The organism is Streptomyces sp. V4I8, assembly GCF_041261225.1.
In the GTDB taxonomy this organism is placed as follows: domain Bacteria; phylum Actinomycetota; class Actinomycetes; order Streptomycetales; family Streptomycetaceae; genus Streptomyces.
Genome location: NZ_JBGCCN010000001.1, coordinates 5,417,985 through 5,443,379, shown reverse-complemented (window position 1 = coordinate 5,443,379; position 25,395 = coordinate 5,417,985). Strand labels below are relative to the sequence as shown.

At 72.3% G+C, this 25,395-nt stretch carries 22 protein-coding genes and 1 pseudogene; 10 read left to right on the top strand and 13 right to left on the bottom strand.

The genetic code is table 11. The features are described from left to right. Positions 1–128 precede the first annotated feature (128 nt). The gene (locus ABIE67_RS24705; RefSeq protein WP_370261121.1) at positions 129–1,238 is read left to right on the top strand and encodes a sugar ABC transporter substrate-binding protein; all 1,110 of its coding nucleotides are present in this window, start codon (positions 129–131) and stop codon (positions 1,236–1,238) included. Between the two features lie 98 nt (positions 1,239–1,336). On the opposite strand, the pseudogene ABIE67_RS24700 reads toward ABIE67_RS24705, so the two are convergent. Together ABIE67_RS24700 and ABIE67_RS24695 are read right to left on the bottom strand one after the other, a co-directional pair. Continuing rightward, positions 1,337–2,598: pseudogene (locus ABIE67_RS24700) on the bottom strand (deoxyribodipyrimidine photo-lyase); the annotation flags it as partial. A gap of 55 nt (positions 2,599–2,653) precedes the next feature. Then, positions 2,654–4,168, bottom strand: a complete 1,515-nt coding sequence (locus tag ABIE67_RS24695) for an SDR family oxidoreductase (protein ID WP_370261117.1) — start codon at positions 4,166–4,168, stop codon at positions 2,654–2,656. 297 nt (positions 4,169–4,465) lie between these two features. Between ABIE67_RS24695 and ABIE67_RS24690 the strand changes: the two genes are divergently transcribed. From ABIE67_RS24690 to ABIE67_RS24670, 5 genes are all read left to right on the top strand, one after another. Continuing rightward, complete coding sequence (locus ABIE67_RS24690; RefSeq protein WP_370261112.1) at positions 4,466–4,804, top strand: MerR family transcriptional regulator; 339 nt, start codon at positions 4,466–4,468, stop codon at positions 4,802–4,804. A gap of 231 nt (positions 4,805–5,035) precedes the next feature. Then, positions 5,036–5,239: a cold-shock protein gene (locus ABIE67_RS24685; protein WP_007383480.1), complete on the top strand. Its 204-nt coding sequence runs from the start codon at positions 5,036–5,038 to the stop codon at positions 5,237–5,239. Between the two features lie 245 nt (positions 5,240–5,484). Then, entirely contained in the window at positions 5,485–6,996 is a 1,512-nt protein-coding gene (locus ABIE67_RS24680; RefSeq protein WP_370261103.1) for a DEAD/DEAH box helicase, read from the top strand. Between the two features lie 25 nt (positions 6,997–7,021). After that, positions 7,022–7,309, top strand: coding sequence for an SCO5918 family protein (locus ABIE67_RS24675; RefSeq protein ID WP_370261099.1), 288 nt, complete (start codon positions 7,022–7,024; stop codon positions 7,307–7,309). Between the two features lie 55 nt (positions 7,310–7,364). After that, positions 7,365–7,745, top strand: coding sequence for a hypothetical protein (locus ABIE67_RS24670; RefSeq protein ID WP_370261097.1), 381 nt, complete (start codon positions 7,365–7,367; stop codon positions 7,743–7,745). Between the two features lie 86 nt (positions 7,746–7,831). Here ABIE67_RS24670 and ABIE67_RS24665 read toward each other — a convergent pair whose 3' ends face one another. Continuing rightward, positions 7,832–9,898 carry a glycoside hydrolase gene (locus ABIE67_RS24665; protein ID WP_370261094.1) on the bottom strand — a complete coding sequence of 689 codons (2,067 nt, stop codon included), beginning with the start codon at positions 9,896–9,898 and terminating at the stop codon, positions 7,832–7,834. 262 nt (positions 9,899–10,160) lie between these two features. On the opposite strand from ABIE67_RS24665, the gene ABIE67_RS24660 reads away from it, so the two are divergent. After that, positions 10,161–11,192, top strand: a complete 1,032-nt coding sequence (locus ABIE67_RS24660) for a LacI family DNA-binding transcriptional regulator (protein WP_370268882.1) — start codon at positions 10,161–10,163, stop codon at positions 11,190–11,192. Here the strand turns inward: ABIE67_RS24660 and ABIE67_RS24655 are convergent. The 7 genes from ABIE67_RS24655 to ABIE67_RS24625 all read right to left on the bottom strand — a co-directional run bounded on the left by ABIE67_RS24655 (position 11,169) and on the right by ABIE67_RS24625 (position 19,979). Further along, entirely contained in the window at positions 11,169–12,425 is a 1,257-nt protein-coding gene (locus tag ABIE67_RS24655; RefSeq protein ID WP_370268880.1) for an SLC13 family permease, read from the bottom strand. The genes ABIE67_RS24660 and ABIE67_RS24655 overlap by 24 nt on opposite strands. Next, on the bottom strand, positions 12,422–12,598 hold the full coding sequence (locus ABIE67_RS24650) for a hypothetical protein (protein ID WP_370269707.1): 177 nt from the start codon (positions 12,596–12,598) through the stop codon (positions 12,422–12,424). The genes ABIE67_RS24655 and ABIE67_RS24650 overlap by 4 nt, the downstream gene beginning before the upstream one ends. Positions 12,599–12,636: 38 nt before the next feature. After that, positions 12,637–13,890, bottom strand: a complete 1,254-nt coding sequence (locus ABIE67_RS24645) for a sensor histidine kinase (protein WP_370268876.1) — start codon at positions 13,888–13,890, stop codon at positions 12,637–12,639. Between the two features lie 192 nt (positions 13,891–14,082). Continuing rightward, the gene (locus ABIE67_RS24640) at positions 14,083–16,305 is read right to left on the bottom strand and encodes an MMPL family transporter (protein ID WP_370261090.1); all 2,223 of its coding nucleotides are present in this window, start codon (positions 16,303–16,305) and stop codon (positions 14,083–14,085) included. A 331-nt stretch (positions 16,306–16,636) separates the two neighbouring features. Further along, a complete protein-coding gene (locus ABIE67_RS24635) occupies positions 16,637–17,149 on the bottom strand; it encodes a signal peptide protein (protein ID WP_370261088.1) in 513 nt (170 codons plus the stop codon). Between the two features lie 195 nt (positions 17,150–17,344). Continuing rightward, a complete protein-coding gene (locus ABIE67_RS24630) occupies positions 17,345–18,532 on the bottom strand; it encodes a VWA-like domain-containing protein (RefSeq protein ID WP_370268874.1) in 1,188 nt (395 codons plus the stop codon). 271 nt (positions 18,533–18,803) lie between these two features. After that, positions 18,804–19,979: an AAA family ATPase gene (locus ABIE67_RS24625; RefSeq protein WP_370261085.1), complete on the bottom strand. Its 1,176-nt coding sequence runs from the start codon at positions 19,977–19,979 to the stop codon at positions 18,804–18,806. Between the two features lie 223 nt (positions 19,980–20,202). Between ABIE67_RS24625 and ABIE67_RS24620 the strand changes: the two genes are divergently transcribed. The 3 genes from ABIE67_RS24620 to ABIE67_RS24610 all read left to right on the top strand — a co-directional run bounded on the left by ABIE67_RS24620 (position 20,203) and on the right by ABIE67_RS24610 (position 23,071). After that, positions 20,203–21,162 (top strand): expansin EXLX1 family cellulose-binding protein, encoded by a 960-nt coding sequence (locus tag ABIE67_RS24620; protein WP_370261080.1) that lies wholly within the window; start codon positions 20,203–20,205, stop codon positions 21,160–21,162. A 98-nt stretch (positions 21,163–21,260) separates the two neighbouring features. Then, a complete protein-coding gene (locus ABIE67_RS24615) occupies positions 21,261–22,688 on the top strand; it encodes an ATP-binding protein (protein WP_370261076.1) in 1,428 nt (475 codons plus the stop codon). A gap of 98 nt (positions 22,689–22,786) precedes the next feature. Beyond that, a complete protein-coding gene (locus ABIE67_RS24610) occupies positions 22,787–23,071 on the top strand; it encodes a hypothetical protein (RefSeq protein WP_370261071.1) in 285 nt (94 codons plus the stop codon). Between the two features lie 577 nt (positions 23,072–23,648). Here ABIE67_RS24610 and ABIE67_RS24605 read toward each other — a convergent pair. The 3 genes from ABIE67_RS24605 to ABIE67_RS24595 form a co-directional block, all read right to left on the bottom strand. Further along, the gene (locus ABIE67_RS24605) at positions 23,649–24,140 is read right to left on the bottom strand and encodes an RNA polymerase sigma factor (protein WP_370261066.1); all 492 of its coding nucleotides are present in this window, start codon (positions 24,138–24,140) and stop codon (positions 23,649–23,651) included. 136 nt (positions 24,141–24,276) lie between these two features. Next, a complete protein-coding gene (locus tag ABIE67_RS24600) occupies positions 24,277–24,912 on the bottom strand; it encodes a class F sortase (RefSeq protein WP_370261061.1) in 636 nt (211 codons plus the stop codon). After that, positions 24,909–25,313, bottom strand: coding sequence for a sortase-dependent protein (locus tag ABIE67_RS24595; protein WP_370261057.1), 405 nt, complete (start codon positions 25,311–25,313; stop codon positions 24,909–24,911). The genes ABIE67_RS24600 and ABIE67_RS24595 overlap by 4 nt, the downstream gene beginning before the upstream one ends. Between the last annotated feature and the right edge of the window lie 82 nt (positions 25,314–25,395).

The following is a 25,395-nucleotide window of genomic DNA, read 5'->3' as shown; positions in this document are numbered from 1 at the left end:
GGCGCGCGGCTATCGGGCTACCGGCGAGGCCGGGGCACTGTGCGGTCGAAGGCCTATCCTGGGAGGGAGTGGCCGCGCAGGCGGTCAGGGGGTTTCTCGGACGTCCCGGACGAGCCAGGGAGGCCCCCGTGAGTGCGCATCGGGGTCGTACGACCATCGCCGCGGCCGCATTGTCGCTGGTCACGACCGTGTCCCTGGCCGCGTGCGGCGACAGCGGGGCCGGCGACTCGGGTGGCACCGCGTCCGGCGAGGGCGGCTTCGAGGTCGGCCTGCTGTTCAGCCAGAACATCCAGCCGCGCTGGGAGAGCTTCGACAAGCCCCTGATCGAGAAGAAGATCAAGGAGCTGTGCGCGGACTGCACGCTGCAGTACGCCAACGCCAAGGGGGACCTCGCCACCCAGCAGCAGCAGGTGGAGACCATGATCAACAGGGATGTCGAGGTCCTTCTCCTCTCCCCCGTGAACTTCCGGTCCCTGCGCTCCTCGGTCGAGCGGGCACACGACGCGGGCATCCCGGTGATCGCCTACGACGGCCTCGTCGAGGGCCCGATCTCGGCCCACGTCTCCTTCGACAACGAGCGGGTCGGCAGGCACCAGGGCGAGGCACTCCTCAGGGCCCTGGGAGAGCGGGCGGACGGCGGCCGGATCGTCATGATGAACGGTCCCCAGACCTCCCCGACGAACGTGGCCTTCAAGAAGGGCGCACTGGCCGTTCTGCGGGGCGAGGTCGAGATCGGCAAGGCGTACGACACCCCGGGCTGGAGCCAGGAAACGGCCCACACCAACATGGAGAGCGCCATCGCCGCCCTGGGCACCGACGGCATCGACGGCGTCTACGCCGCCAACGACGGGCTGGCCTCCGGCGTGATCTCCGCCCTCAAGGCCGCCGGCCTCCAGCCGCTGCCCCCCGTCACCGGCCAGGACGCCGAACTCGCGGCCGTGCGGCGCATCATCCGGGGCGAGCAGTACATGAGCGTCTACAAGCCCTTCAAGGCCGAGGCCGACACGGCCGCGGAGATGGCCGTCGCCCTGGGCCGCGGCGAGAAGCTCGACGACATCGCCGACACGACGGTCGACACGGCCACCACCGAGGACGTCCCCGCCGTCCTGCTCGACCCCGTCCCGGTGACCGTCGACGACATCAGGGACACCGTGGTCAAGGACGGCCTGTACACGATCGACCAGATCTGCACCCCGCAGCTCGCGCCCGCCTGCGAGAGGGCCGGACTCACCGGCTGACAGCGGCTTCTGAGGCCCCGTCAACCGCCCTGGTTCCGCCTCTCCCTGAACCGGGCGGCGCCCGCCGCGAGGTCCACGATCGGGGCGGGGTAGCCGAGGTCCGCGCGGGAGGCGTCGTCCAGGTGCGGGAGGCGGTGGATCGTCCGGGCGTCGAGGTCGCGGAGCTCGGGGAGCCAGCGGCGTACGTACGCCGCGTCGGGGTCGAAACGGCGGGCCTGGACGAGGGGTTGAGGACACGGTTGGGCCGGGTGTCCGTGCCGGTGCCGGCCACCCACTGCCACTTGAGCTGGTTGTTGGCGAGGTCGCCGTCGACGAGAAGGTCCAGGAAGTGGCGGGCTCCCACCCGCCAGTCCACGTACAGCGTCTTGGTGAGGAAGCTCGCCGCGAGCAGCCGTGCGCGGCCCGGCATCCAGCCCTCGTGGCTCAGCTGCCGCATGGCGGCGTCGACGACCGGGTACCCCGTGCGGCCCCGCTGCCAGGCTTCCACCTCCTTCGCGGTCCGGCGCCAGCGGTCGTGCCGGGGGCGGTAGTCGTGGTGCGCCGCGTCGGGGCGGGCCGCCAGGACCTGGTGGTGGAAGTCCCGCCAGGCGAGCTGCCGGACGAAGGCCTCCGCCCCGGGACTCTCCTGTTCGCGCGCCCTGTGCAGCAGTTCGGTCGCCGACAGGCAGCCGAAGTGGAGGTACGGGGAGAGGCGCGAGGTGGCGTCGGCGGCCAGGTCGTCGTGGTCGTCGTCGTACGCGGACAGCGGGCCGGAGAGCCAGGAGCGCAGCCTGCGCCGGGCCTCGGATTCTCCGCCGGCGGCCAGGCCCGGTGACCCGGCGCCCGACGCCAGGGACTGTGCGCCGGGCAGGTCGGCCGAGCGTACGTCCGGCACCCGTACGGCGTCCGGAGCGGGCAGGACGTCCCGCACGGAGAAGGCCTCCCAGCGGCGGAAGTACGGGCTGAAGACCGCGAAGTGGTCCTTGTCCCTGCCCGCGGGCGTCAGTTCCCCCGGCGGTACCACCGTCAACGAGGCGTCGTGGACGTGCAGTTCACGTCGCCCGTCGGCCGGCTCCGCCGCGCGCAGCCGCTCCTCGCGCCGTACCGCGTACCGGCTGACCCCGGCCGCGAGGTGCACCACCGTGGCCCCGGCCTCCGCCGCCACCCGGCAGGTCTCCTCCACCACGTCGCCGGCGCGCACCACCAGTCGGCCGCCCCGGGCGCGCAGGGCCGCGTCGAGGTCGGCCAGGCTGTCGGCGAGGAAGGCCGCCCGGTTGGGCACGGCGAAGCCGGCGCGCCGGATGCCGGTGTCCACGACGAAGAGCGGGACGACGTGGTCCGCGTCCTTCAGGGCGGCCGTCAGGACGGGGTTGTCGTGCACCCGCAGGTCCGCGGTGAACAGGGCGACCGAGACGCGCACGGTTCTTCGAGCTCCCTCAGTGCGTACGGGCCGGTTCGTCGGCGCCGGCCGACTCGGCGGCGGCGGCGATGTTGCGGATCATGCCGCCGAAGACCGCGGCGTGGAAGGGTGCCACGCCCCACCAGTAGGCGTGCCCGGCCAGTCCGTGCGGATGGAACACCGCCCGCTGCCGGTACACCGTGCGTCCCCGCTGATCCCGGCCCACGGTCATCTCCAGCCAGGCCAGGCCCGGCAGCCGCATCTCCGCCCGTAGCCGCAGCAGCCGGCCCGGCTCGATCTCCTCCACCCGCCAGAAGTCCAGGCCGTCGCCGACCCTGAGCCGGGTCGCGTCCCGACGGCCCCGGCGCAGGCCGACCCCGCCCACCAGCGTGTCCAGCCATCCGCGCAGGGACCAGGCCAGCGGTGAGGAGTACCAGCCGTTCTCCCCGCCGATCGCCTCGACCACCCGCCACAGGGCCTGCGGTGACGCCGCGACCGTGCGTTCGCGGTGGTCCGTGTAGAGACTGCCGCCCGCCCAGTCGGGGTCGGTCGGCAGCGGATCGCTGGGCGCGCGGGGTGTCGAGGCCGAGGACCACCTGGTGGCCACGTCCGCGTCCTGTACGCGCCGCAGGGCCAGCCGGATCGCCCGGTCGAGGCCGACGGACCCTTCCGGCGGCTCCGCCACATACCGTTCGATGTCCCGTTCCGCGCAGACCACCTCGTGCTTCAGCGACTCGACCAGCGGGCGGGCGAGAGCGCCCGGCACGGGGGTGATCAGACCGACCCAGAGGCTGGACAGCCGGGGGGTGAGCAGCGGCACGGGGACGATGACGCGCCGGGGCAGTCCGGCGACGGCGGCGTACCGCCGCATCATCTCCTCGTACGTCAGGATCTCCGGCCCGCCGATGTCGAAGGTCCGGTTCACGTCGTACGGCAGCCGTGCACACCCCACGAGCAGGCGCAGCACATCACGGACGGCGATCGGCTGGATGCGGGTGCGCACCCAGCTCGGGGTCACCATCGCGGGCAGCCGCTCGGTCAGATACCGCAGCATCTCGAACGAGGCCGAGCCCGAGCCGATGATCACCGCCGCCCGCAGTACGGCGGTCGGGACGCCCGAGGCCAGGAGGATGCGGCCGACCTCGGCGCGGGAGCGCAGATGGGGCGAGAGCTCGTGCTCGGGTACGCCGGACGGGGTCAGACCGCCCAGGTAGACGATCCTCCCGACCCCGGCGGCGCGGGCCCGCTCCCCGAAGATCCCGGCCGCGCGCCGGTCGGTCTCCTCGAACCCCCGCCCGGTGCCCAGGGCGTGCACCAGGTAGTACGCGACGTCCATCCCCTCCATCGCCGCCCGCACGGACGCCTCGTCCGTCACGTCACCGCGCACGGCCTCCGCCTGCCCGGCCCAGGGATGGTCCCGCAGCTTGCCGGGCGAGCGGGCCAGACAGCGCACGGAATGCCCGGCGGCCAGCAACTCCGGCACCAGCCTGCCGCCCAGGTACCCGGTGGCTCCGGTGACCAGGCAGCGCAGGGGCCGGTCGGCGTCGGTCATGCCCCTCCCGAGGGCTCTGTCGGGGTGCACCTGAGCCCATGCTTGGACCGGGGCAGGTGCGCCGCAACCTCAGGCGCCGGTCCGGCGGTCCGACGGGACAACCGGGTGACACCGGGGACCGTTCCACCCCGGGAAGACGGCGCGGCACATGTGGCACAAGTCTGTCGCCGTGGAACCACATATTCGCACCCGGCGGCGTTACGGTTGTCGGACGAGGCAGATGGTGCTGAACCTTCGTGAGCACGGGTGCCGCGCACGCCCGGGCGCGCCTCGCCCTGTCCCGGGAACGAAGGTGCCATGCCCGCTGAGAACGCCCCTGCCGCCGGGAACCTCGACGACGACGACTATCCCGCCTACACCATGGGACGCGCCGCCGACGTGCTCGGCATCACCCCCGCGTTCCTGCGTGCCGTCGGCGAGACCGGGCTGATCACCCCGCTGCGTTCGGAAGGCGGTCACCGCCGGTACTCCCGCCGCCAGTTGCGCGTCGTCGCCCGCGCCCGTGAGCTGGTCGACCAGGGCGCCCCCATCGAGGCCGCCTGCCGCATCGTCTCCCTGGAGGACCAGCTGGAGGACGCCCTCCGCATGAGCCGGGAGATGCGCCGGGGACTGGACGAGTGCGGCACGAATACCTAGTCCCGCCAGTACAGAAATATGGCCGGCGACGGGGTGAGAATTCCTGCATGGTTCCGAAAATACACAGAGGCTTCGGCCCCGACTGTGCTAGCGTGATACCAGTTGCAGTTTTGGTTGCCAGAGACTTGTTTCTTTGCAGAGCTTTCCGGATCTTTCCGGAGGGGTGATCATCGCGGCGACTCGGATCCGTAAAGTGCGGATTCCGGCACTGCCCCCCAAGGGAGATTCAATATGGCATCTGGCACCGTGAAGTGGTTCAACGCGGAAAAGGGCTTCGGCTTCATCGAGCAGGACGGCGGCGGCGCTGACGTGTTCGCGCACTACTCGAACATCGCCACCTCCGGCTTCCGCGAGCTTCAGGAAGGCCAGAAGGTTACCTTCGACGTCACGCAGGGCCAGAAGGGCCCGCAGGCCGAGAACATCGTTCCCGCCTGACGCTGACGCGCACGATGTAGCTGGGGCCCGCGCTCTTGGGGTGCGGGTCCCAGCTCATTGTTGTCCCCGAGCCCCCGGAGCCCCCGGCGCCCTCGGGATCCCCCGGCGTTCCCGGGTTATTGACGGCCGCGGCTTCAGCGCCGAGCGGCATTTCGTATTTCCCTCGGCTCATTCTTGTGAATCCGCGTGCGGTGACCACCGCTGGGCAGAATTCCTCGATACGCCGGATCGAGGAAGGTTCCCCCATGAACCGCACCCGCCGTACCGGCGGCAGCTCAGGTCGCGTCCGTGCCCACAAGACAGGCCGGCAGAACCCCCGAGCACGCTCCACCACCACCCGTCCGCAGGAGTTCACCCTGCCGGTCACCCTCACCGAGCCGCTGCCGGCGGTCGCGACGTTCGCCGAGCTGGAACTGCCCGCACGGCTGCTGAGCGCGCTCGGCGCCCAGGGCGTCACCGTGCCCTTCCCGATCCAGGCGGCCACACTGCCGAACGCGCTGGCCGGACGGGACGTACTGGGCCGCGGGCGCACGGGCTCGGGCAAGACACTCGCCTTCGGCCTGCCCGTGCTGGCCCGGCTGGACGGACAGCGCGCCCAGCCCCGGCAGCCGCTCGCCCTCGTCCTCGTGCCCACCCGGGAACTGGCCCAGCAGGTCACCGACGCGCTCACCCCCTACGCCCGCGCCCTGCGGGTGCGGCTGGCCACCGTGGTCGGCGGCATGGCGATCGGCCGGCAGGCGACGGCGCTGCGCGGCGGCGCCGAGGTCGTCGTGGCGACGCCCGGCCGACTGAAGGACCTCATCGAACGGGGCGACTGCCGGCTGGACCAGGTCGCCGTCACCGTCCTGGACGAGGCCGACCAGATGGCCGACATGGGCTTCATGCCGCAGGTGACCGCCCTGCTCGACCAGGTCGCCCCCGGCGGCCAGCGACTGCTGTTCTCGGCCACCCTGGACCGCAACATCGACCTCCTGGTGCGCCGCTACCTGCACGACCCCGTGGTCCACTCGGTCGACCCGTCCCAGGGCGCCGTCAGCACCATGGAGCACCATCTGCTGCACGTGCAGGACGCCGACAAGCACACCACCGCGACGGAGATCGCCGCCCGCGACGGGCGGGTGATCATGTTCCTGGACACCAAGCACGCGGCGGACCGGCTGGCCAAGCACCTGCTGTCCGTCGGTGTGCGGGCCTCGGCGCTGCACGGCGGCAAGTCCCAGCCGCAGCGCAACAAGACCCTCGCCCGGTTCAAGGACGGCGAGGTCACGGTCCTGGTGGCCACCAACGTCGCCGCCCGCGGGATCCACGTCGACGACCTCGACCTCGTCGTGAACGTCGACCCGCCCGGCGACCACAAGGACTATCTGCACCGCGGCGGCCGCACGGCCCGGGCCGGCGAGTCCGGCACCGTCGTCACCCTCGTCCTGCCGCACCAGCGGCGCGCGATGGACCGTCTGATGGCCGACGCCGGTATCACTCCGCGCTCCGCCCGCGTCCGCCCCGGCGAGGCCGAGCTGCAGCGCATCACGGGCGCCCGCACCCCCTCCGGCGTGCCCGTCACCCTCACCCCGCCGGCCGCCGAGCAGAGCGAACGCACGGGATCCCCCGGCCGCAGCCGCAGGGGACGCGGCGGCGCCGGCCGTGGCGGCAACGGGCGGGCCGCCGGTCACGTCGGCGGCGGTCGGTCCACCGGCCGTGGCGAAAGCGGACGCGGCTCCGGCCGCAGCCGTCGCTCCACCCCGAGGAACACCCCGTAGCCCAGGCAACTCCATGGAGGCACCCATGCGTTGTGTCATCGCCCGATTCCCCTTCGACCTCACCAAGAGCGAGGTCGAGCAGTCGATGAGCGGCGTCACGCCCGAACCCGTCGTGGGCCTGGCCGTGACCATCGGCCGTCGCGTCTACCCCGTGATGCAGGTCGGGGAAGTGATCACCCGGCAGAACCGCCGCGACTTCACCTCGGGTGAGATGCGCCGGGCGCTGACCCGGCTGGGCTTCACCTGCCACGACGCCCCTCCGGCCGCGCCGGCCCGGGACACGCGGGCCGACGAGAGTGCGCTGGGCTGGTGACGTATCGGGGGCCGACCACACCGTGACCCCTGCGGTCCGGCTAGGCTCCTGAGGCATGACGCACCCTGACGACCTGCTCGTCGCGATCGCTGCGATGGTGGAGTCGCGGCACAGCAGCCAGATGTCCCTCACCGTGGTCATCCCCGGAGCCGTCATCACGGGACGGCTGGCCCCGGAGGCCCTGTGGAAGGAACGCGTGGCCGAAGTCCTGCGGGACTCCGAGCACCTGCGGCCGTTCGCCGCCGTGTTCGCCCCGCCCCAGGACGACGGCGACCGGCCGCCGGGACCCAGTGACGGGCCCACCCACCTCCACTTCCACGTCGCCCGGATCCTCCAAGGCAGCTTCGGCATCCCCGACACGGGCGGCATGTACCGCGTCGCGCTGAAGGACGTGAGCGCCTGGACCATCGGGGACATCGGCTACTCGGACCAGTGACGCCCCCGCCACGGCCACCGGAACGCGGTGGCCGTGGACGGGGGCGCCGTCGGTGAGTACGTGGCGAGGGCCGGTGGGCGGACGGGCTACCCGGCCTGTGCGCCGGAGGCGCTCGTCACGTCGGTGACCTTCCACCGCTGGTTGGCGCCGGAGTTCGGCTGCCACACGCCGACCGCAGCACCCTCGTTCGTGGACTGTCCGCCGACGTCCGGGAGCTGCCCGGTGGCGGCGTTGACGAGGGTCCAGGTGCCGTCGCCGGTCGTCGACATGATCCACTGGGCGGCGCTGTCGCGGCGGCCCTCGTCGGGCTCGGCCACCAGGGCACCGTCACGGACGGCGAGGCGCTTGCCCTCGGTCGCCTCGGCGAGGACGTACCGCTTGCGGTTGTCGCTGCCGCCGGCGCTGATCTGCTCCACCCGCCACTGCCGGCCGCTGGGGTCGGAGGCGTCGGCGCTCCTGATGACGAGGCCGGTGCCGTTGTCGGCGATGGTGAGGTCCTTGCCGCTCTGCACGCCGGTCAGCCGGTAGGTGTGGCCCTTGCGCAGTTCGGCCGCGTCCTTCGCGACCCCGGACACGCCCTTGACGAGGAACGACGTCACGGACTGGGCGGGCACGGTGAGCGTGGCCTGCTTGCCGGTGACCCGGACGGCCTTCTGCCGCTCCAGCTTGCCGTCGGCGCTCGTCACCACCGGGGTGACGGTGGCGCGGGAGGAGATCCGGCCGAACTTCGACAGGTCGAGGGTGACCTCGCGCGCCTCGGTGGTGCTGTTGACGTGGACGACGGTCGCCGCGTCGCCCTTGCGGGAGACCGCCGCGGTGCTGGAGGTGTCGTCCGTCTTGATCAGCCGGTCGCCGGGCTTGATGTAGTGGGTGAAGTTACGGGCCGTGTCGAACTTGGTGTTGGTGTAGATCGGGCAGCTTTCGAGCGTGTCCTTCGAGGTGCAGCTGAACGAGAGCTGGATCTCGCCCCAGTTGCCGCCCTTCGCGGACTCGCCGCCCGGCTTCATGTTGTCGTAGTCCTCGACGGGCTGCCAGAACACCCAGGCCCTGGGCTCCAGTTCACGCAGGTCGTCGACGATGCGCTGGGCCAGGCCCAGGCCGGGCCGCATGTCCGTGAAGCTCTGCCCGTCGCCCCAGTCGCCCTCGACCTCGCTCATCCACAGCGGCTTGTCGGCCGCCTTGGCCAGGTCGCGCACGGTGGTGCGCTGGCTGGTGCCGTAGGTGTGGACGTTCATCTGGCCGACGAGGTCACGCACTTCCTGGGGGTAGGAGTTCCAGTTCGTGGCGAACGTGCCGGGGTTCGTCTCGTCCATCGCGGAGATCTCCGCGCCGGTCCTCGACTTCTCCAGGGTCGGGCCCAGTGCGCTGATCACCTTCTGCTGGAGCTCGGGGCCGATGTGGGCGCCCTCCTGACGGCCGCCGACGGGCTCGCCGTCCGCGCCGAGCTTGGTGCCCCAGTAGTTGGTGTTCGGCTCGTTGAACGGGTCGAGGGTGTCGACCTTGATGCCGTGCGCCTTCTCCAGGCGTTCGGTGGCGCCCACCAGGTACTCGGCGAAGTCGTCGACGGACTCCGTCTTGAGCTGGTCCTTGCCCGCGTCGAAGTTGCCGGAGACGTAGCCGCTCTCGGTCATGAACCACGGCGGGGAGTTGCTGAAGGTCTCCCAGTGGGTGATGTCCTTCTTGATCCGGTCGACCCACCAGCGCTGCGTCTTGTCGGCCTTGTTGTTCCAGTCGGCGGGGTCGTCCGCGTCCCACCAGTCGACGTCCTCGCGGGTGGTGCCCGCCGGGGCCTTCCACCAGCCCTCGACCGCGCCGCCGGCCCGCAGGCAGTCCTTGACGTCCGGGGCGTTGCCGCCGCCGATGTTGTAGCGGGCGATGTTCAGCGCGAGGCCGTCGTCACCGAAGAGGAGCTTGGCGAGCCTCTCGCGTATCGCGGGCGGGTAGTCGCCGGTGGCGTTGGCGAACCAGACCAGGCTGGTGCCCCAGCCCTCGAACTTCTCCTGCTGGTAGGAGGGGTCGGGCCGGACGGTGACCGAAGCGGCGGCCGGGTCGGCGGGCGCGGCCGGCAGGGCGGTGGCGGCCAGCACGGTCCCGGTCGCGAGGGCCGTGACGCCGATCCCCAGGAGACTTCTCTTACGGGTGCGGTGTGCCATCTCGAGTACTCCAGCTCTTCGGGACCGCAGGGGTGCGGTTCGGTGCGATTCGGTGTTTCTCGTATGGTTTGGGCTCGTAATGTTTACGTAAACATCTGCTGGCGGGATGTCTACACTGTCCGAATCTCAGGGGTCAAGGAGTCGTTCCGGGCCGAAAGTTGCGCGGTCCGGGGAGCGAGGGGACGAAGTGGGCACAGCGGACGGTGACAGCCCGGCGGTGGGCACGAGAAGGCGTGGCGCCCGCCCCCGCCAGGGCGCCTCCATGGCCGACGTCGCGCGGATCGCAGGCGTCTCCTCCCAGACGGTCTCCCGTGTCTCCAACGGCTTCCCGGGCGTGACCGAGGAGACCCGGCAGCAGGTCATGGCCGCGATGCGGGAGCTGGGCTACCGGCCCAACAGCGCCGCACGGGCCCTCAAACGGGGTGAGTTCCGCACCCTCGGCGTGATCACCTTCTCCCTCTCCACCCACGGCAACATCCGCACCCTGGAGGCGATCGCGACCTCCGCCGCCCAGCACGGTTACGCCGTCACGCTGCTGCCCGTGGCCGTCCCCACCCAGGACGAGGTGAACGGCGCCTTCTCCCGCCTCGGGGAGCTCGCCGTGGACGCGGTCATCGTCATCATGGAGATCCATCTCCTCGACGCGGCCACGGTCTCCCTGCCGCCCGGCGTCCAGGTCGTGGTGGCCGACTCGGACGCCGGTGACCGCTACACCGTCGTCGACACCGACCAGGCGGGCGGCGCCCGCGACGCCGTACGGCATCTGCTGGACCTCGGCCATGCCACGGTGTGGCACCTGGCCGGGCCGGAGGACTCCTTCGCCGCCCAGCGCCGGGCCAACGCGTGGCGGGGCGCCCTCACGGAGGCGGGCGTGGCCCCACCGCCCCTGGTGCGCGGCGACTGGTCGGCGGAGTCGGGTTACCGGGCCGGTCTGCGACTGGCCGAGCAGCGGGACTGCACGGCGGTGTTCGCGGCCAACGACCAGATGGCGCTGGGCCTGCTGCGCGCCCTGCACGAACGCGGCCGCGAGGTCCCCCACGACGTCAGCGTCATCGGCTTCGACGACCTCCCCGAGTCCGCGTCCTTCCTCCCCCCGCTCACCACCATCCACCAGGACTTCGCAGAGGTGGGCCGCCTCTGCGTCGAGGGCGTCATCGGCAAGATGCGGCACGGCGACACCGCCCACGGCACCACGCTGGTCCCGACCCGGCTCGTACCGCGCGAGAGCACCGCCCCGCCGCGGACCGCCCGTGCGGCCGCCTCCCCCCGGTCAGGCTCCCACCAGGGCCAGTGACGCCCACAGCGCCAGCACCGAGGCGCCCAGGCTCGCCGGTACGGCGTACAGGCCGAGCCGGGTGAACTCGCCCAGCTCCACCTCCGCGTCGTGGGCGTGGACGATACGCCGCCACAGGAGGGTGGCCAGGGAGCCGGCGTAGGTGAGGTTGGGGCCGATGTTCACCCCGAGCAGTACGGCGAGGACGGCGCCGGGGCCCGACGCGGAGGCCAGGGGCAGCAGGACCAGGACCGCGGGCAGATTGTTGATGACGTTGGCCAGTACGGCGGCCAGCGCGGCGATGCCGAGCAGCGCCGGCAGCCCGGTGCCGTCGGGGATCAGGTGGCCCAGCGCCGTGTCGAGTCCGTTGTCGACGACCGCGCGGACCACGATCCCCAGGGCCAGGACGAAGGCCAGGAACGGCACCGAGGCCGACCGCAGCAGCGCCTTCGGCGTCGTACGGCGCCGCAGCAGGGCCCGTACGGCGAGGACCGCCGCGCCCGCGAGGGCCGCCCACGCGGGATCGATGCCCAGGGCCGAGGTCAGCACGAATCCGGCCAGCGTGCACGCCACGGTCACCAGGGCGAACAGGGGCAGTTCGGGGGCGTCGCCGGTGGGCGGGGCCTGGGCCCCGGCGTCCAGGTCGGTGGCGAAGAAGCGCCGGAAGACCACGTACTCCACGGCGATCGCGGCCACCCACGGCAGCGCCATCAGCGCGGCGAACCGGGTGAAGCCGAGCCCGCTGGCCGCGAACGCCAGCAAGTTGGTCAGGTTGGACACCGGCAGGAGCAGGGAGGCCGTGTTCGAGAGGTGGGTGCAGGCGTAGACGTGCGGTTTGGGGCGGGCGCCGAGCCGGGCGGCGGTGGCGAACACCACCGGGGTGAGCAGCACCACCGTGGCGTCCAGGCTCAGTACGGCCGTGATCGCCGACGCGGCCAGGAACACCTGCGCCAGCAGCCGGCGCGGCCGGCCCGCCGCCGTACGCGCCATCCAGGCCCCGCAGGCCTGGAACAACCCCTCGTCGTCGCAGAGCCGGGCGAGGACCAGTACGGCCGCGAGGAAGCCGATCACCGGCCCGAGCCGTTCGGCCTCGTCCAGCGCGGGGCCCGGGGAGATCGCCCCGGTGGCCACCACCAGCGCCGCGGCCGGGACGGCGACCACCGCCTCCGGCCAGTTGAAGGGACGGACGACGGCACAGACCAGCACGAGCGCCAGCATGGCCACGGACAGGGTCTCCGCGAGCGGGGTGTTCAGGATCGGTCCTTCTCGGCGCGGTGGCGGACGCGCCGCCGGGCGGCGCGGGCGGTCGCGCCGCACGGTACTCCGTCGAGGTGAGCCCCCGTGAGGTCGACCTGTACGTCGGTGATGCCGTGCGGGTCAACGTGGTGGGCGAGATGCCGGTCGAGGTGGAGGAGCGGGCGACCCACCCGCTTTCTCGCATGCGGGGCCCCCCTGGGGGCGCCGCCTACGCGGGCGCCGCGCCCTCTTCGGCGCCGTACGGCTGGAGCGGCAGCGCGGTGGTGACCTCGAAACCGCCCTCGGGGCGGTGACCGGCGCACAGCTCGCCACCGATGGAGCGGGCGCGTTCGCGCATGCCCATGAGACCGAAGCCCCGGCTCTGCGCGTCCTCGGCCGCGGACTCGGAGGCCCTGCGAGCGACCGGCCCGTCGTTGCTGACCGTGATCATCAGCCGCGTACCCGCGTACTCGAACCGGACCTGCGCGGCCTGGGTGGAGGCGTGCTTGGTGACGTTGGTGAGAGCTTCCTGGACGATGCGGTAGGCGGTCAGGTCGACACCCGGGGACAGGCGCTGCGGCTCGCCCTCCGTGGTGACCGTGACCTCGAGTCCGGCCGACGCGCACGCCGAGACCAGCTCGGGCAGTCGGGCGAGCCCCGGCGACGGCTCCAGCGGGGCGGAGTCCGGGTCGTCGTTCTGCCGCAGCAGCCCCAGCGTGGCCTTCAGCTCGCGCAGCGCGGACGACGTGGTGCCGGTCAGGTCGGTGAGGATCGCCTTCGTCTGCTCCGGACTGGTCAGCGCCAGGTGCGCGGCCGTACCGGCCTGGGCGTTGGCGAGGGCCATGTGGTGGGCGACGACGTCGTGCAGCTCACGGGCGATCCGCATGCGCTCCTCGGTGACACGCAGCCGGGCCTCCTCCTCCCGGGTGCGCTCGGCGTGTTCGGCACGGGCCTGCACCGCCGCCAGGTAGGCGCGGCGCAGCCGGGTCATGGTCCCGGCGGCCAGGGGCAGCATCAGCCAGAACAACGGGCCGATCGTTCTGAGCAGCAGCGAGACGTGTTCCATGGAGTCGGAGATCGCCGCCGCGACGATCACCGCCACCACCGTGGTGATGCCGTAGACGCGGGTGGTCCTGCGGTCGGCGAGAGTGGCCAGCCAGTAGAGCGCCGCCATGACGGGTGCCAGCAGCAGGGGAGTGAGCAGGTACCCGAGCGCGACCACGATCACGCCGCAGGCCCCGGACACGACGAGGGCGGTGCGCGGGTGCGTGCGGTGCTTCAGCAGGACGAGGCAGGACAGGCCCAGGAGGGCGACGGCGGTCCCGTCCTGGTCCGGCGGGTCGGCGCCGGGCAGGGTGAGCATGCCGCCGAGGGTGGCGCAGCCCATCAGCGCCATGACCAGCACCACGTCGACGGCGAGGGGGTGGCGCTCCGAGAACCCCTCGATGCGGTCCGCGTAGCGCCGCTCCGGGCTGGTGATCATCGTGCTCTCCGGTGGGTGGGCTCGGTCCATGGTGGACGGCCTGCGGGGACGAACGGCGGACGGGACCGCCCGTGTCCTGCGTCACGGGCGGTCCCGGTGGGGGTGGGCGGTGGGACGGTGGAGCGGTGGAGCGGTGGGATCAATCAGACCGGTCGGATCAATCAGGCCAGTCGGATCAGGCGGCCGGTCGGATCAGGTACGCGCGACTTCCAGGTCGGCCGCCGCGGCCGGGTCCCTCTCCGCCTCCACCTCCGTCTCCGCCCGTCGGCTGAGCGCCTCCCCCTCCACGTCCACGCGGGGAAGGACCCGGTCCAGCCACTTCGGCAGCCACCAGGCCTTGTCGCCGAGCAGGGCGAGCACGGCCGGCACGATCGCCATCCGTACGACGAAGGCGTCGAGCAGGACGGCGGTGGCGAGGCCGAAGCCGATCATCTTGATCATGGAGTCGCTCTCCCCGATGAACCCGGCGAAGACCGCGATCATGATCAGCGCGGCGGCCACGACCACGCGGGCGCTGTGCCGGAAGCCGGACGTGACCGCCTGCTGGGCCGACTCGCCGTGGACGTACGCCTCCCGCATCCGCGAGACGAGGAAGACCTCGTAGTCCATGGCGAGTCCGAAGACGATGCCCACCAGGAAGATCGGCATCAGGCTCATGATCGGCCCGGTCTGCTCCACGCCCAGGAGTTCGGCGCCGTGCCCCTGCTGGAACACCACGACCACGGCGCCGAGGGACGCCAGTACCGACAGCAGGAAGCCGAGGGCCGCCTTCAGCGGGACGAGCAGCGACCGGAAGACGACCAGCAGCAGCACGATCGCCAGCCCGACCACCACGATCAGATACGGCACCAGCGCGCCCTGCACCTTGCCTGCGATGTCGATGTTCATCGCGGTGGTGCCGGTGACCTCGAAGGTCGCCCCGGTCTCGGCCTCGACCCCGGCCCGCTCGCCCCGGATGGTGGTCACCAGGTCCTTGGTCTTCTCGTCGGTCGGCGCGGTGGACGGCACGACGGAGAAGACGGCGGTGTCATCGGCGTCGTTGAAGCGGGCCGGAGAGACGGACACGACACCCTTGGTGCCACCGATCTCCTCGGAGATACTGCTGACGGCGCCCTTGGCGTCCTCGTCGCCCTTGGCGTCCACGACGACGGTCAACGGCCCGTTGAAGCCCGGCCCGAAGGCCTCGGCGAGCGCGTCGTAGGCCCGCCGCTCGGTGGTGGACGTCGACTTGGCCTCGTCACCGGGCATGCCCAGCTGAAGGTCGGTCATCGGCAGGGCGAGCGCTCCGAGTCCGACGACACCGAGCAGCAGCACGGGCAGGGGACGCCGCAGCACGAACCGCGCCCAGCGGGTCCCGCCGTTGTCGTGGCCGGTCCCTTCCACACGGCCGCTCTTGCGGGCCCGCCTCGAAAGTACGGCGTTCGGCCAGAAGCCGAGGAACGCCGGGACGAGCGTCAGCGCGATCAGCACGGCCACGACGACCGCGCCCGCCGCGGCCAGCCCCATCTTGGTGAGCATCGGGATGCCGACGACCGAGAGCCCGGCCAGCGCGATGACGACGGTGAGCCCGGCGAAGACGACCGCGGAGCCGGCCGTACCGACCGCGAGACCGGTCGCCTCCTGCGGCGTACGGCCCTTGGCGCGCTCCTCCCGGTACCGCGAGACGACGAACAGGGCGTAGTCGATGCCGACCGCGAGGCCCAGCATCATGGCGAGGGTGCCGGTGGTGGTGGACAGCCCGAGGGCGGCGGACAGCGCCAGGATGGCCGCCATGCTGACGCCGACGCCGATGACGGCGGTCAGCAGCGGCAGCCCGGCGGCGGCGAGGGACCCGAAGGTGACGAGGAGTACGACGGCGGCTATCGCGACGCCGATGACCTCGGCCATCCCGCCCGGACCACCACCCTCGTCCATGGCGCTTCCGCCGGCCTCGACGGTCAGCCCGGAGTCCCGGGTCTGCGCCAGGGCCTCCCCCAGGTGCGTCTTGCTCGCGTCGCTGAGCTCGCCGGCCCCGACCTTGTAGGTGACGGTCGAGTACGCCGTCGTACCGTCCTCGCTGACCGCCCGCGCCTGGAACGGGTCGACGGCGCTCGCCACCTGCGCCCCGTCGCCCAGCTCGGCCACGGCCGCCTCGACGGCCTTCTTGTGCTCGGTGGCGGTCACCTTCTCACCACCCGGCGCGACGAACACGACCCGCGCGGTGGCGCCGTCGGCCGTCGCGCCCGGGAAGCGCTCCTCCATCAGGTCGAACGCCTTCTGCGACTCGATGCCCGGCATCGAGAACTCCTCGTCGACCGCGCCCGGGGCCTTGAGCGCGCCCAGTCCGACGGCGGCCAGGACGGCCGCCCAGACCAGGGCGACGTACCAGCGCCGCCGGAAGGCCAGACGGCCCACTCGATACAGGAAAGTAGCCACGGCAGGGGGTCTCCACATCTGGGACTCGAACGTCTGCCCAGGCTCTCCGGAGCGGGGGTGCCGTGTCGTCGTGCGCCTGCCGACAATCGCCGGTACTCAGTACGCAGTACGGGCCGGGCGACGGGTCCACCCAGAGGACCAGGCCAAGGGGGCATGCCGCGGGGCCGTCGCCCGCCATCGACAGCGCGGGGGGGGCGCATCTCGCGCCGGCGCCGGCCCGCGGTGCCGTGCGGCGCCCCTCGTGACACCGCCGGCCCCACGGCGAGTGCCATGGAGCCGGCGGTGTCACGACGTACTGGTGACGGCGGTGTCACGACCTACTGGTGACGGCTCAGCCGTAGAGCGCCACCCTCGGGTGCACGGTGCCCTCGGCCTCGGGGTTGAGGACGGTGATCCGGTAGACCTCCGTCAAGGTGTCCCCCGCGTGCAGCGTGCGCTGCGCGGCGGTGAGGTCGGTGAACAAGGTGCCGGTCTGGCTGCCGAGTTCCACGGCCTCCCAGCAGCCGGTCGCGGTGCGCCGCTCGACCTGGATGTCGGCCGGCGTCAGGAACGGCCCGGCGTCCGGCGACTCCACGAGGAGCTGCGGGGCGACCGTCCGGTCCGCCGACGATTCGTTGCGGTAGGTGACGGTGACCTCGTGGCGCGCCTGGTCGGCGACGAGGGCGCTCGTGGAGAGGTCCACGAACTCGGTGGGTATGGCGGGCGTCCGGCCGGGCAGGGCCGTGGACGTCGCGGTGGTGGTCTGCGGCGTGGCCGCCACGGCCGGTCCTGCCGTGACGACGCCCACGAGCGCGGCCATGAGGGCCAGGGCGGCGACCCTGGGGCGGCTGATCTTCAACGACACGTTCGCTGATCCTTCGGATTCGCTCGGGTAACTGGTGTTCCCCCCGTCCATGGCTGCCGCCAGAGACATCACCCAGGTTACGCAAGCCCTTTCTGAAGAGGTGCGCGGAGCTGCTGTGCGGAGGTGCTGTGCGGAGGTGCTGTGCGGAGCTGCTGTGCGGAGGTGTACGGGCGGGCTGGGGCTACCGGGCTGGGGCTACCCGATGTCAACCACCCGCGCCCACGCGGGCGGTGTGTCCGGCACGTACTCGGGATCGTCCTCGTCGTACGGCCGGTACCCGCGCTGTCGCGGGAAGAGCCCCACGACCGTCCGGCACGGCGGTCGCTCGCTCGGCCACGGTGTCTGACCATCCGTCAGGACCACGACGACATCGGGCCGGGGCCGCGTGCGCAGCGCCCTGGCGAAGCCCGCGCGCAGATCCGTACCCCCGCCCCCCACCAGCGGAATTCCCTCAGCCCGGCACAGCCGGTGCACACCCCCGGCCGCCGCGTCGCACGGCACCACGCTGACCAGATCGCGGCGCCCGCCCACGGCACGGGAGATCGCGGCGACCTCCAGGAGCGCGCTGCCCAGTTCGGCGTCGCTCACCGACCCGGAGGTGTCGATGACGACGCTGACGCGGGGCGGCGTGCGCCGCAGGCTCGGCAGGACGGCGCCGGGCACCGAGGCGGAGCGGCGCGACGGGCGGCCGTACGTGTAGTCCTCGCCCGCGCCAGGGCCTCCGGCGGCCGACCGCAAGGCCGCCCCCAGCAACTCCCGCCAGGGCTGCGGCGGATGGAACGCCTCCTCCGCCCACCGCTGCCACCCCTGCGAGGCGCTGCCCGGACGCCCGGTGATGCCCTGCGCGACCCGGAACCGGACGGCGTCCCGTTCCTGAGTGCTCAGCCCGTGCGCGCCGTCCGCCCCCAGATCCCACTCCCGCTCCAGCCCGTCTGCGCCGCTGCCGCAGTCCAGCCAGGCCAGGTCCTGGGTACGCGGCCCCAGCCGGAACTGGCGCAGATAGTCCTCCATGAGCTCGCCCTCGGGCAGCAGCAGGGTCGCCGGCTCGACGGCCCCCTCGGGCCGGGCCAGCCCGTCCCCGTACACGTCGTCGTTGATCTCGCAGTCCGCGGCGATGTTCATCCGCAGCCGCTCCCCCGGTCCGCTCAACCCCCGCTCACGCGCCACCCGGTCGCCGCGCCCGTGATGGTCCCGCAGCAGATGCGACACCTCGTGCACCCACACCCCGGCCAACTCCTCCACCGGCGTCCGTTCCACGAACGCCGGCGACACATAGCACCGCCAGTGCCGGTCGACGGCCATCGTCGGCACCCGCCTCGACTCGACGACGTGCAGGGCGAACAGGGCGGTCGCGAGGTAAGGGCGGACTCGGGTGGCGTGCAGGCGGGCGGAGAAGAGTTTTTGGCGGTTGAGGGGGTGGGGTCGGGCTTCGCGTGGGGCTTGGGCTGGAGCTTGGCGTGAGGCCGGGGCTGGGGCAGGAGCTTGGCGTGAGGCTGGAGCTTGGCCTGAGGCCGGGGCTGAGACTGGCGCTGGAGCTTGGCCTGAGGCCGGGGCTGAGACTGGCGCTGGAGCTTGGCCTGAGGCCGGGGCTGAGACTGGCGCTGGGGCTTGGCCTGAGGGTGGGCTTGTGGGTCTGGCGCTGGGGCTCGATGTGTCATCGCCGCCCCGCCTCCGCCGCTGCCGTCGCCGTCCGGGCCGCCACGTGATCCGCCCGCCGGGACAGGGAGACCACACCGGCGAGCCGCTCGATCGCCGCCGGTACGTCCCAGTCCTCCTGACGCAGTGAGGCGAGCGTGCCGGCGGGGACGACGACCAGGTCCGGCGCCCCGGTCTCCACCGCCCGCACCAGCAGCGCCCACGCCGCATCCCAGCGCGACTTGTCCGGACGTACCCGAACCGCCTCCACCACCCCGTCCAACGCGGCCTGCCGCAGATCCCCCCGCTCGGGCAGCTCGGCCCCCGCCGGGTCGGCGAGCAGCACCTCGGGGTCCGGCAGATCCATCCGGTCCACGGCGGCCAGCAGCTCCAGCCCCGGCCCGTCGCCCACCGTGCCCCGCACCAGCAGGGAGAGCACCTCCCGCGAGACCCCGGCCGCGGTGGCGAAGGCGACCAGACACTGCGTCATCTCCCAACTCCGGGGCGAGGGCCACGGACCACCCCGCCGGGTCTCACTGTTGGGCAGCCGGTGCACCAGCGCCGGCCGCCCGGAGAGCAGCCCGCCCACCGCCCGCCGAGCGAACTCCACGGCCTCCGGCAGCTTCTCCGGGTCGAGCCGCGGAAGGGTCGCCCGGGGCCAGGTCCCACCGAGCCCCCGTACGACGACCTCGTGGTCGTGGGTCCACTGCAGATGCACGAACCGGTTGGCCAGCGGCGCGCTCAACTCCCACCCGTCCGCCGCCGACGACCGCGGATTGGCGGCGGCCCACGCCGGCGCGGTCCGCACCACGAGGTACACCGGGCGTCCGCCCTCCCGCCCCTCACGGCCGTACTTGGCGAGAGCGAGGGTCAGCCCCGGCCGCAACAGCCCGTCGGGAGCGACCCTCGGCATGTGCCAGCGCAGCAGGTCGGGAGCGAGATGCCGGAGGTCGTCCCGCACGCGGGCGGCGAGTTCCCGGCCGTGGTCACGCGCCAGGGAACGCAGGTTGAGATCGACCTCGACACCGGCGGCAGAGCACGCCCCCGCCCAGTCCCCCGCCAGCCTGCGGGCGGTCGCGGTCTCGATCATTGAGGCCGGCACGGCGAACTCGCGCACGCGCGGCCAGAAGGAAAGTCCGGAGGGCCCGAGGGGTTCGGCGGGCCGGGAATCCCCGTTCGCGATCCGAGTGCCCATCAGCACTCACCTTGCGCGGACGGGACCCCCAATCTGGCAACAGAGTGAGTCGTCATCGCGGGCGAGCGTAACGCTGCCCGCGCCGAGCCGCCAGGGATTTTCCGCACCGGGGGGACTGGTGGCGGCTGGTGGCCCCGCCTCGGCAACCTTTTCGCCCCCGGCGCCCACTGACACACGGACGACTCTCCGCACCGAAGCGACGCAAGGACGTAAGGACTCCCCCGTGGCATCCCCTTCCCACCGCCGTTCCCCCAGCAAGTGGCGCGACGCCCTCGTCCCCGCCATGGTCGTGGCAGCCGTAGCCCTCGCCGCGTCCCTGCTCATGGCCCTACGCCCCGACGCCGCACCCACGGCCGGTCACACCACGACCACGCCCACCGCCGACCGGTCGACACCCCCACCGACAACGCCGAGCCCGAACCCGACTCCCAAGCCAAGCCCCTCAAAGGCGTCCCCGACCCCCACCACCACCATGAGAACCAGCCCACCACCCCGCACGACCACCCCACCGGCACGCTCCTCGGCCAAGGCCACCACCCCGCAACGGGCGTCGGGCCCGGCACCACTGGCGGGACGTGTCCGCCCCGGCACCACCTACGACGGGGTCGCCACCCTCTACGACACCGGAAACGGCGACGGCGCCTGCCTGTACGGCCCCACGGACGACGTCATGACGGCGGCGATGAACCACACGGACTACGAGACCGCCAAGGCCTGCGGGGCCCACATCCTGGTCCGCGCGGCGAACGGCGCCTCCGTGACCGTTCGCGTCACCAACGAATGCCCTCTCCCCTGCGCCCCCGGCCAACTCGACCTCAGCGCCCAGGCGTTCGCCAAGCTCGCCGCCCCCTCCGCCGGCCGCATCCCGATCACCTGGAGCCTGCTGAGCCCCGAGACCTCCGACAAGATCTCGATCCGCTACAAGACCGGCTCCAGCATCCACTGGTGCGGCATCCAGGCAACCGGCCACCGCAACCCCCTGGCCCGCCTGGAGGTCCGCGACGACACCGGCTGGCGACAGCTGCCCCGCACGGAATACAACTACTTCCTCTCCGAGCAGGGCAGCGGATGCGGGGGCGCGATCAGGATCACGGACATCTACGGGGAGGCGCTGACGATCGACGCCCTCGCGATACGTCCGGACGCCCTACAGCCGACGAGGGTCCAGTTCGCAGCACACTGACTCGCGTGGGGACGGAGGAGACCGGAAACCGGAAACCGGCAAGGATACTAGCCCTTGCGATAGTATCTCCATCGATACTATCGACTACGGGAGTATCCATGCGCCGTTTCATCGGGCGGGACCGTGAGCTGAAGGTGCTCCACACCGCTCTCCAGTCGGTTCGCGAGGCCTCCAGGGCGGGCACCGCCGCCCCAGGTCAGTGCATCCTCATCCGGGGAAGACGGCGGGTCGGCAAATCGAGCCTCGTGGAGGAGTTCCTCCGGCGCACCGAGACGCCGAGCCTCTTCTTCACCGCGGCGGGCGGCACGGTCGAGGACGAGCTCACGGAGCTGCTCGACGCCGTATCCAGATCCACCCTGCCGGACCGCGGGATGTTCGCCGAGGAGACCCCGTCCCAATGGAACGCGGCGTTCAGGCTCCTCGCGGAGATCCTGCCCGACGACCGCCCGAGCGTGGTGGTCATCGACGAGGTCCCGTACCTCATGGACCGGGTCGACGCCTTCGAGGGCATGCTCCAGCGGGCATGGGACCGCCTGCTCAGCCGTAAGCCGGTACTTCTCCTCCTGGTCGGCTCCGACCTGTCGATGATGGAGGCGCTCAACAGCTACGACCGCCCCTTCCACCAGCGGGGCCGGGAGATGGTCGTGGGCCCGCTGAATCCGGCCGACCTCGCCGAGATGCTCGACCTCCCGCCGGCAGCGGCCTTCGACGCCGCGCTCATCACCGGCGGCCTCCCCCTGATCTGCGCGGAATGGCAGACAGGGGCGGACATCTGGCACTTCCTGCGCGACTCACTCGACAACCCGATCTCGGCCCTGCTGGTCTCCGCCGAACGCTCCCTGGCCGCGGAGTTCCCCCCGCAGGCGATGAGCCGGGAGGTCCTGCGGGCGATCGGAAGCGGCGAACGAACCTTCACCAACATCGCGCGCGCCGCAGGCGGCATCGCCCACACCACGCTCACCCGAGCCACCGAGGTCCTGACGGAGAAACGGGTGGTGGCGGCCGAACTGCCCCTCTCCCTACGGCCCTCAAAAGAACGCCGCTACCGAGTGGCCGACCCTTACCTCCGCTTCTGGCTCGCGTTCCTGGATCCCCACATGGCGGAGATCGAACGCATGCGGGGAGACCTCACCCTGAGCCGGATCAGGGAACGGTGGACAAGCTGGCGGGGCCGCGCGATCGAGCCCCTGATCCGCGAATCCCTGGCCCGCCTCCTCCCGGACGACCGCCTGCCCGCCGCTCCGGCGCTCGGCGGCTACTGGACCCGCGGCAACGACGTCGAAATCGACCTGGTGGGCGCCGACCGACAGCCGGTGGCACGGCAGTTGCTCTTCCTCGGCTCGATCAAGTGGCGGGACAAGGCCACCTTCGACACCCACGACCTCGCCGCCCTGCAAAAGCACCGAGCGGCGATCACCGACGTCCCGGTCCCCCTCGTGGCAGTCTCCCGCAACGGCGTCAACTGCTCCGGTCTCCAGGCGACTTATGGCCCGGAGCAGCTCCTGGCCGCCTGGCGCAGGGCATGAGCACGGACGCGGGAACCGGTCATCAGCGCGTCGGAGTCGGCGACCGACGAACACGCGGGCCTCGACTCGGCTGGGGCGGTGGCCGGCATCATCGTCGGATGGCAGACGGGCAGCTACCGGCGGGGTGGGCTCTGGAGGAGATTCGCGACGTCTCCGGCGATCGGGGGGCTGTGGCTCTCGGCACCGATCGCGTCGTGACGTGGCTGGGCCGGCCGGGAGAGGACGAGCTGCTCCACCCCGAGATCGTCTTGGGCTTTCACGGACTGTGTCTGGTGAAGCCGGTCAACGATGAGGACTGGTACATGGGCAGCCTGAACGACGATGGCAGCGTCGACTGCTGGAGCGCCTACGACGACCTCTACGAGGCTCTTCGCGGACTGTAGCCGGGTGGACCGTGGCCGGGCGGGTGGCCTCCGCACAGAGACAACCATGCCCCACAGCCCGCTCACGGCCGCGGCGTTCCCGTCCCGCTCGCGGTGACCCCCCGCGTCGGATCCGCCGCCGCCGTCGTCGGCGTCACCGACGGTGCCGCGGTCGGCTCCGCCGGGCTGCTCGGGGGCCGGGGCCCTTCGGTGCGGGAGGTTTCCGTGGGCTCGGAGGTCGGGGTATGTGGGGGCACCGTCGGGGTGGGGGAGGCCGTTCGAGGTGTGGAGGCCGAGGGGCTCGGCATCGCTGACGGGGTGGGGGGTGTCGTGCGGTCGGTCGTGGGGGGTGGGGCGAGAGGGGGGGGCGGGGGAGGGCGGGCCGTTGGATGTCCCCGGGTCGAGGGGCAGCGCGACCAGGAGGGCCGCGGCGCAGGTCACGGCCGTGCCGATGGCGGCTCGGATGACGCGTCGACGGGTCGCCCTGCGGCGGATCGCGTCGTAGCTGCCGGGGGGCGGGGCGAGGTGGTCCGAGGGCGGGCGGAGGATCACCGCGAGGGGGTCGTCGGGGGAGAGCTCCGGGTCGTCCGCGTCGTCGTCAAAGCGTGTGGTCAAGGCTTCTCCTCAGGTGGACGCGGAGCAGTTCGCGGGCCGCGTGGAGGTCGGCCTTGACGGTTCCTTCCTTACGTCCGGTCAGCACGGACACCTCCCGGATCGGCATGTCAGCGTAGTAGTGGAGGAGGATCGGGGTGCGCAGGCGTTCGGGGAGGGACTGGACCAGCAGCCGGACCGACGGGTCCGCCTGTTCCGTGTGGGCGTTGACCGCCGCCTCCGTCGTCGCCCGGCGCATCGCCTTGCGCTCGCGCTCCAGCTTGCGCCAGTGGTCCCGGACCAGGTTCGCCGCCGTGACGTAGAGGAAACCGCGCGGCTCCTCCACTCGGCTCCAGCGCGCCCAGAGCCGGGTGAAGGCCTCGGAGGCGATCTCGTGGGCCGTCTCGTCGTCGTCGACCAGACGGCGGCACCAGCCGGCGAGGCGCGGATAGAGGGCGGCGAACAGCTCGGACGCCGCCTTGTCCCGGGACCGTTTCAACGCTCTCCATGGTCGTGAGGAAACCTGCACGGTACTGGTGGGGATGCCGGGCCGTCGGCGTACGTTCCGTCGGGCCCGGTTCCGGCTCCGGTCCGTGCCGGTACTGCGCGGGGGTTCGGGTGGTCGGTTCGGGTGGTCAGGAGGACGTGGCGGTCAGCCGCGCGAACACGATCACGTTGTCGCGGTACTCCTCGCCCTCCCGCGGGCCCCCGCACGTGATCAGCCGCAGCTCCGGTCGGTCCACGTCCCCGTAGACGTCGTCCGCCGGGAAGTCCGCCTTGGCCACCGTCCGTACGGCGCTGACGGCGAACCCCGCCGTGGTGCCGTCCTTCCTGCGCGCCACGATCCGGTCACCCCGGCGCAGCCGGGCCAGGTCGCGGAACACGCCGTCCCCGTAGGCGCCCACCGTCACATGGCCGAGGAGGACCGAGGGGCCGACCTGACCCGGCGTCGGCGAGTGCCGGTACCAGCCCGCCCGGTCGTCGGCCGTGATCGGCGGCACCTCGACGGTGCCGTCCGCCGCCAGGCCCAGCCGGATGACCGGGGTGTCGACCTCGATCGCCGGGATCCGCAGCCGGACCGGGGGCGAATGGCCCAGCACCCGCCCCGAGTTCGCCGACGCCGAGGGCGGACGGTCCGCACCGGCCCCGTCCGCGTCCCTCCTCCGCCGGGAACTCGCGGTCGCGTCCTGCTCCGCCCCCGGGCCACCGCAGCCCACCAGCACCGAGGCCACCGCCGCCGTGGCGAACGCCCGCCTGGAGAGCGGCATCATGCCCCGGTCGCCCGCCGACGCCGTACGACGTAGGCCGTCGCGCCCCCGGCGACGAGCAGTGCTGCCGCGCCGCCGCCGATCAGCCCGGCGCGTTCGCTCCCGGTGTCCGAAGTCGTCGCCGTCTCGCCGGTGTCGGGCGCACCCGACGGTACGACGGAGACCTGGCCGCCTTCCGACGGCCGGGTCGGCGCGGCCGTGGGCTCCGACGACTCCGAGGGGGCGGAGGACGGGGGACGGGTCGGTTCGGCGCTGGGCGTCGGGACGGCCGTCTCCGCGGGGGCGGTGGCCGTCACGCTGGGCACCGGCGTCGGAGACGCGCTGCTGTGGGCGAACGCGGGCGCGGCGGTCGCGAGCAGGGCTGTGCAGGTGAGGGTGAGGGCGCTGAGGACGGTTCGGCGCATCGGTTCGCTCTCTTTCGGCGGTCCGCACGGTACTGGCGTATCCGGCGGGCTGGTGGTGGGTGACAGGTCGAGCGGAGAGACG

Coding starts and splice junctions, on each gene's coding strand:
- ABIE67_RS24695 (WP_370261117.1), bottom strand. CDS start 4,168: ATGACCGACGCCGACCGGCCCCTGCGCTGCCTGGTCACCGGAGCCACC.
- ABIE67_RS24690 (WP_370261112.1), top strand. CDS start 4,466: ATGCCCGCTGAGAACGCCCCTGCCGCCGGGAACCTCGACGACGACGAC.
- ABIE67_RS24685 (WP_007383480.1), top strand. CDS start 5,036: ATGGCATCTGGCACCGTGAAGTGGTTCAACGCGGAAAAGGGCTTCGGC.
- ABIE67_RS24680 (WP_370261103.1), top strand. CDS start 5,485: ATGAACCGCACCCGCCGTACCGGCGGCAGCTCAGGTCGCGTCCGTGCC.
- ABIE67_RS24675 (WP_370261099.1), top strand. CDS start 7,022: ATGCGTTGTGTCATCGCCCGATTCCCCTTCGACCTCACCAAGAGCGAG.
- ABIE67_RS24670 (WP_370261097.1), top strand. CDS start 7,365: ATGACGCACCCTGACGACCTGCTCGTCGCGATCGCTGCGATGGTGGAG.
- ABIE67_RS24665 (WP_370261094.1), bottom strand. CDS start 9,898: ATGGCACACCGCACCCGTAAGAGAAGTCTCCTGGGGATCGGCGTCACG.
- ABIE67_RS24660 (WP_370268882.1), top strand. CDS start 10,161: ATGGCCGACGTCGCGCGGATCGCAGGCGTCTCCTCCCAGACGGTCTCC.
- ABIE67_RS24645 (WP_370268876.1), bottom strand. CDS start 13,890: ATGATCACCAGCCCGGAGCGGCGCTACGCGGACCGCATCGAGGGGTTC.
- ABIE67_RS24625 (WP_370261085.1), bottom strand. CDS start 19,979: ATGGGCACTCGGATCGCGAACGGGGATTCCCGGCCCGCCGAACCCCTC.
- ABIE67_RS24615 (WP_370261076.1), top strand. CDS start 21,261: ATGCGCCGTTTCATCGGGCGGGACCGTGAGCTGAAGGTGCTCCACACC.
- ABIE67_RS24610 (WP_370261071.1), top strand. CDS start 22,787: ATGGCAGACGGGCAGCTACCGGCGGGGTGGGCTCTGGAGGAGATTCGC.
- ABIE67_RS24600 (WP_370261061.1), bottom strand. CDS start 24,912: ATGATGCCGCTCTCCAGGCGGGCGTTCGCCACGGCGGCGGTGGCCTCG.
- ABIE67_RS24595 (WP_370261057.1), bottom strand. CDS start 25,313: ATGCGCCGAACCGTCCTCAGCGCCCTCACCCTCACCTGCACAGCCCTG.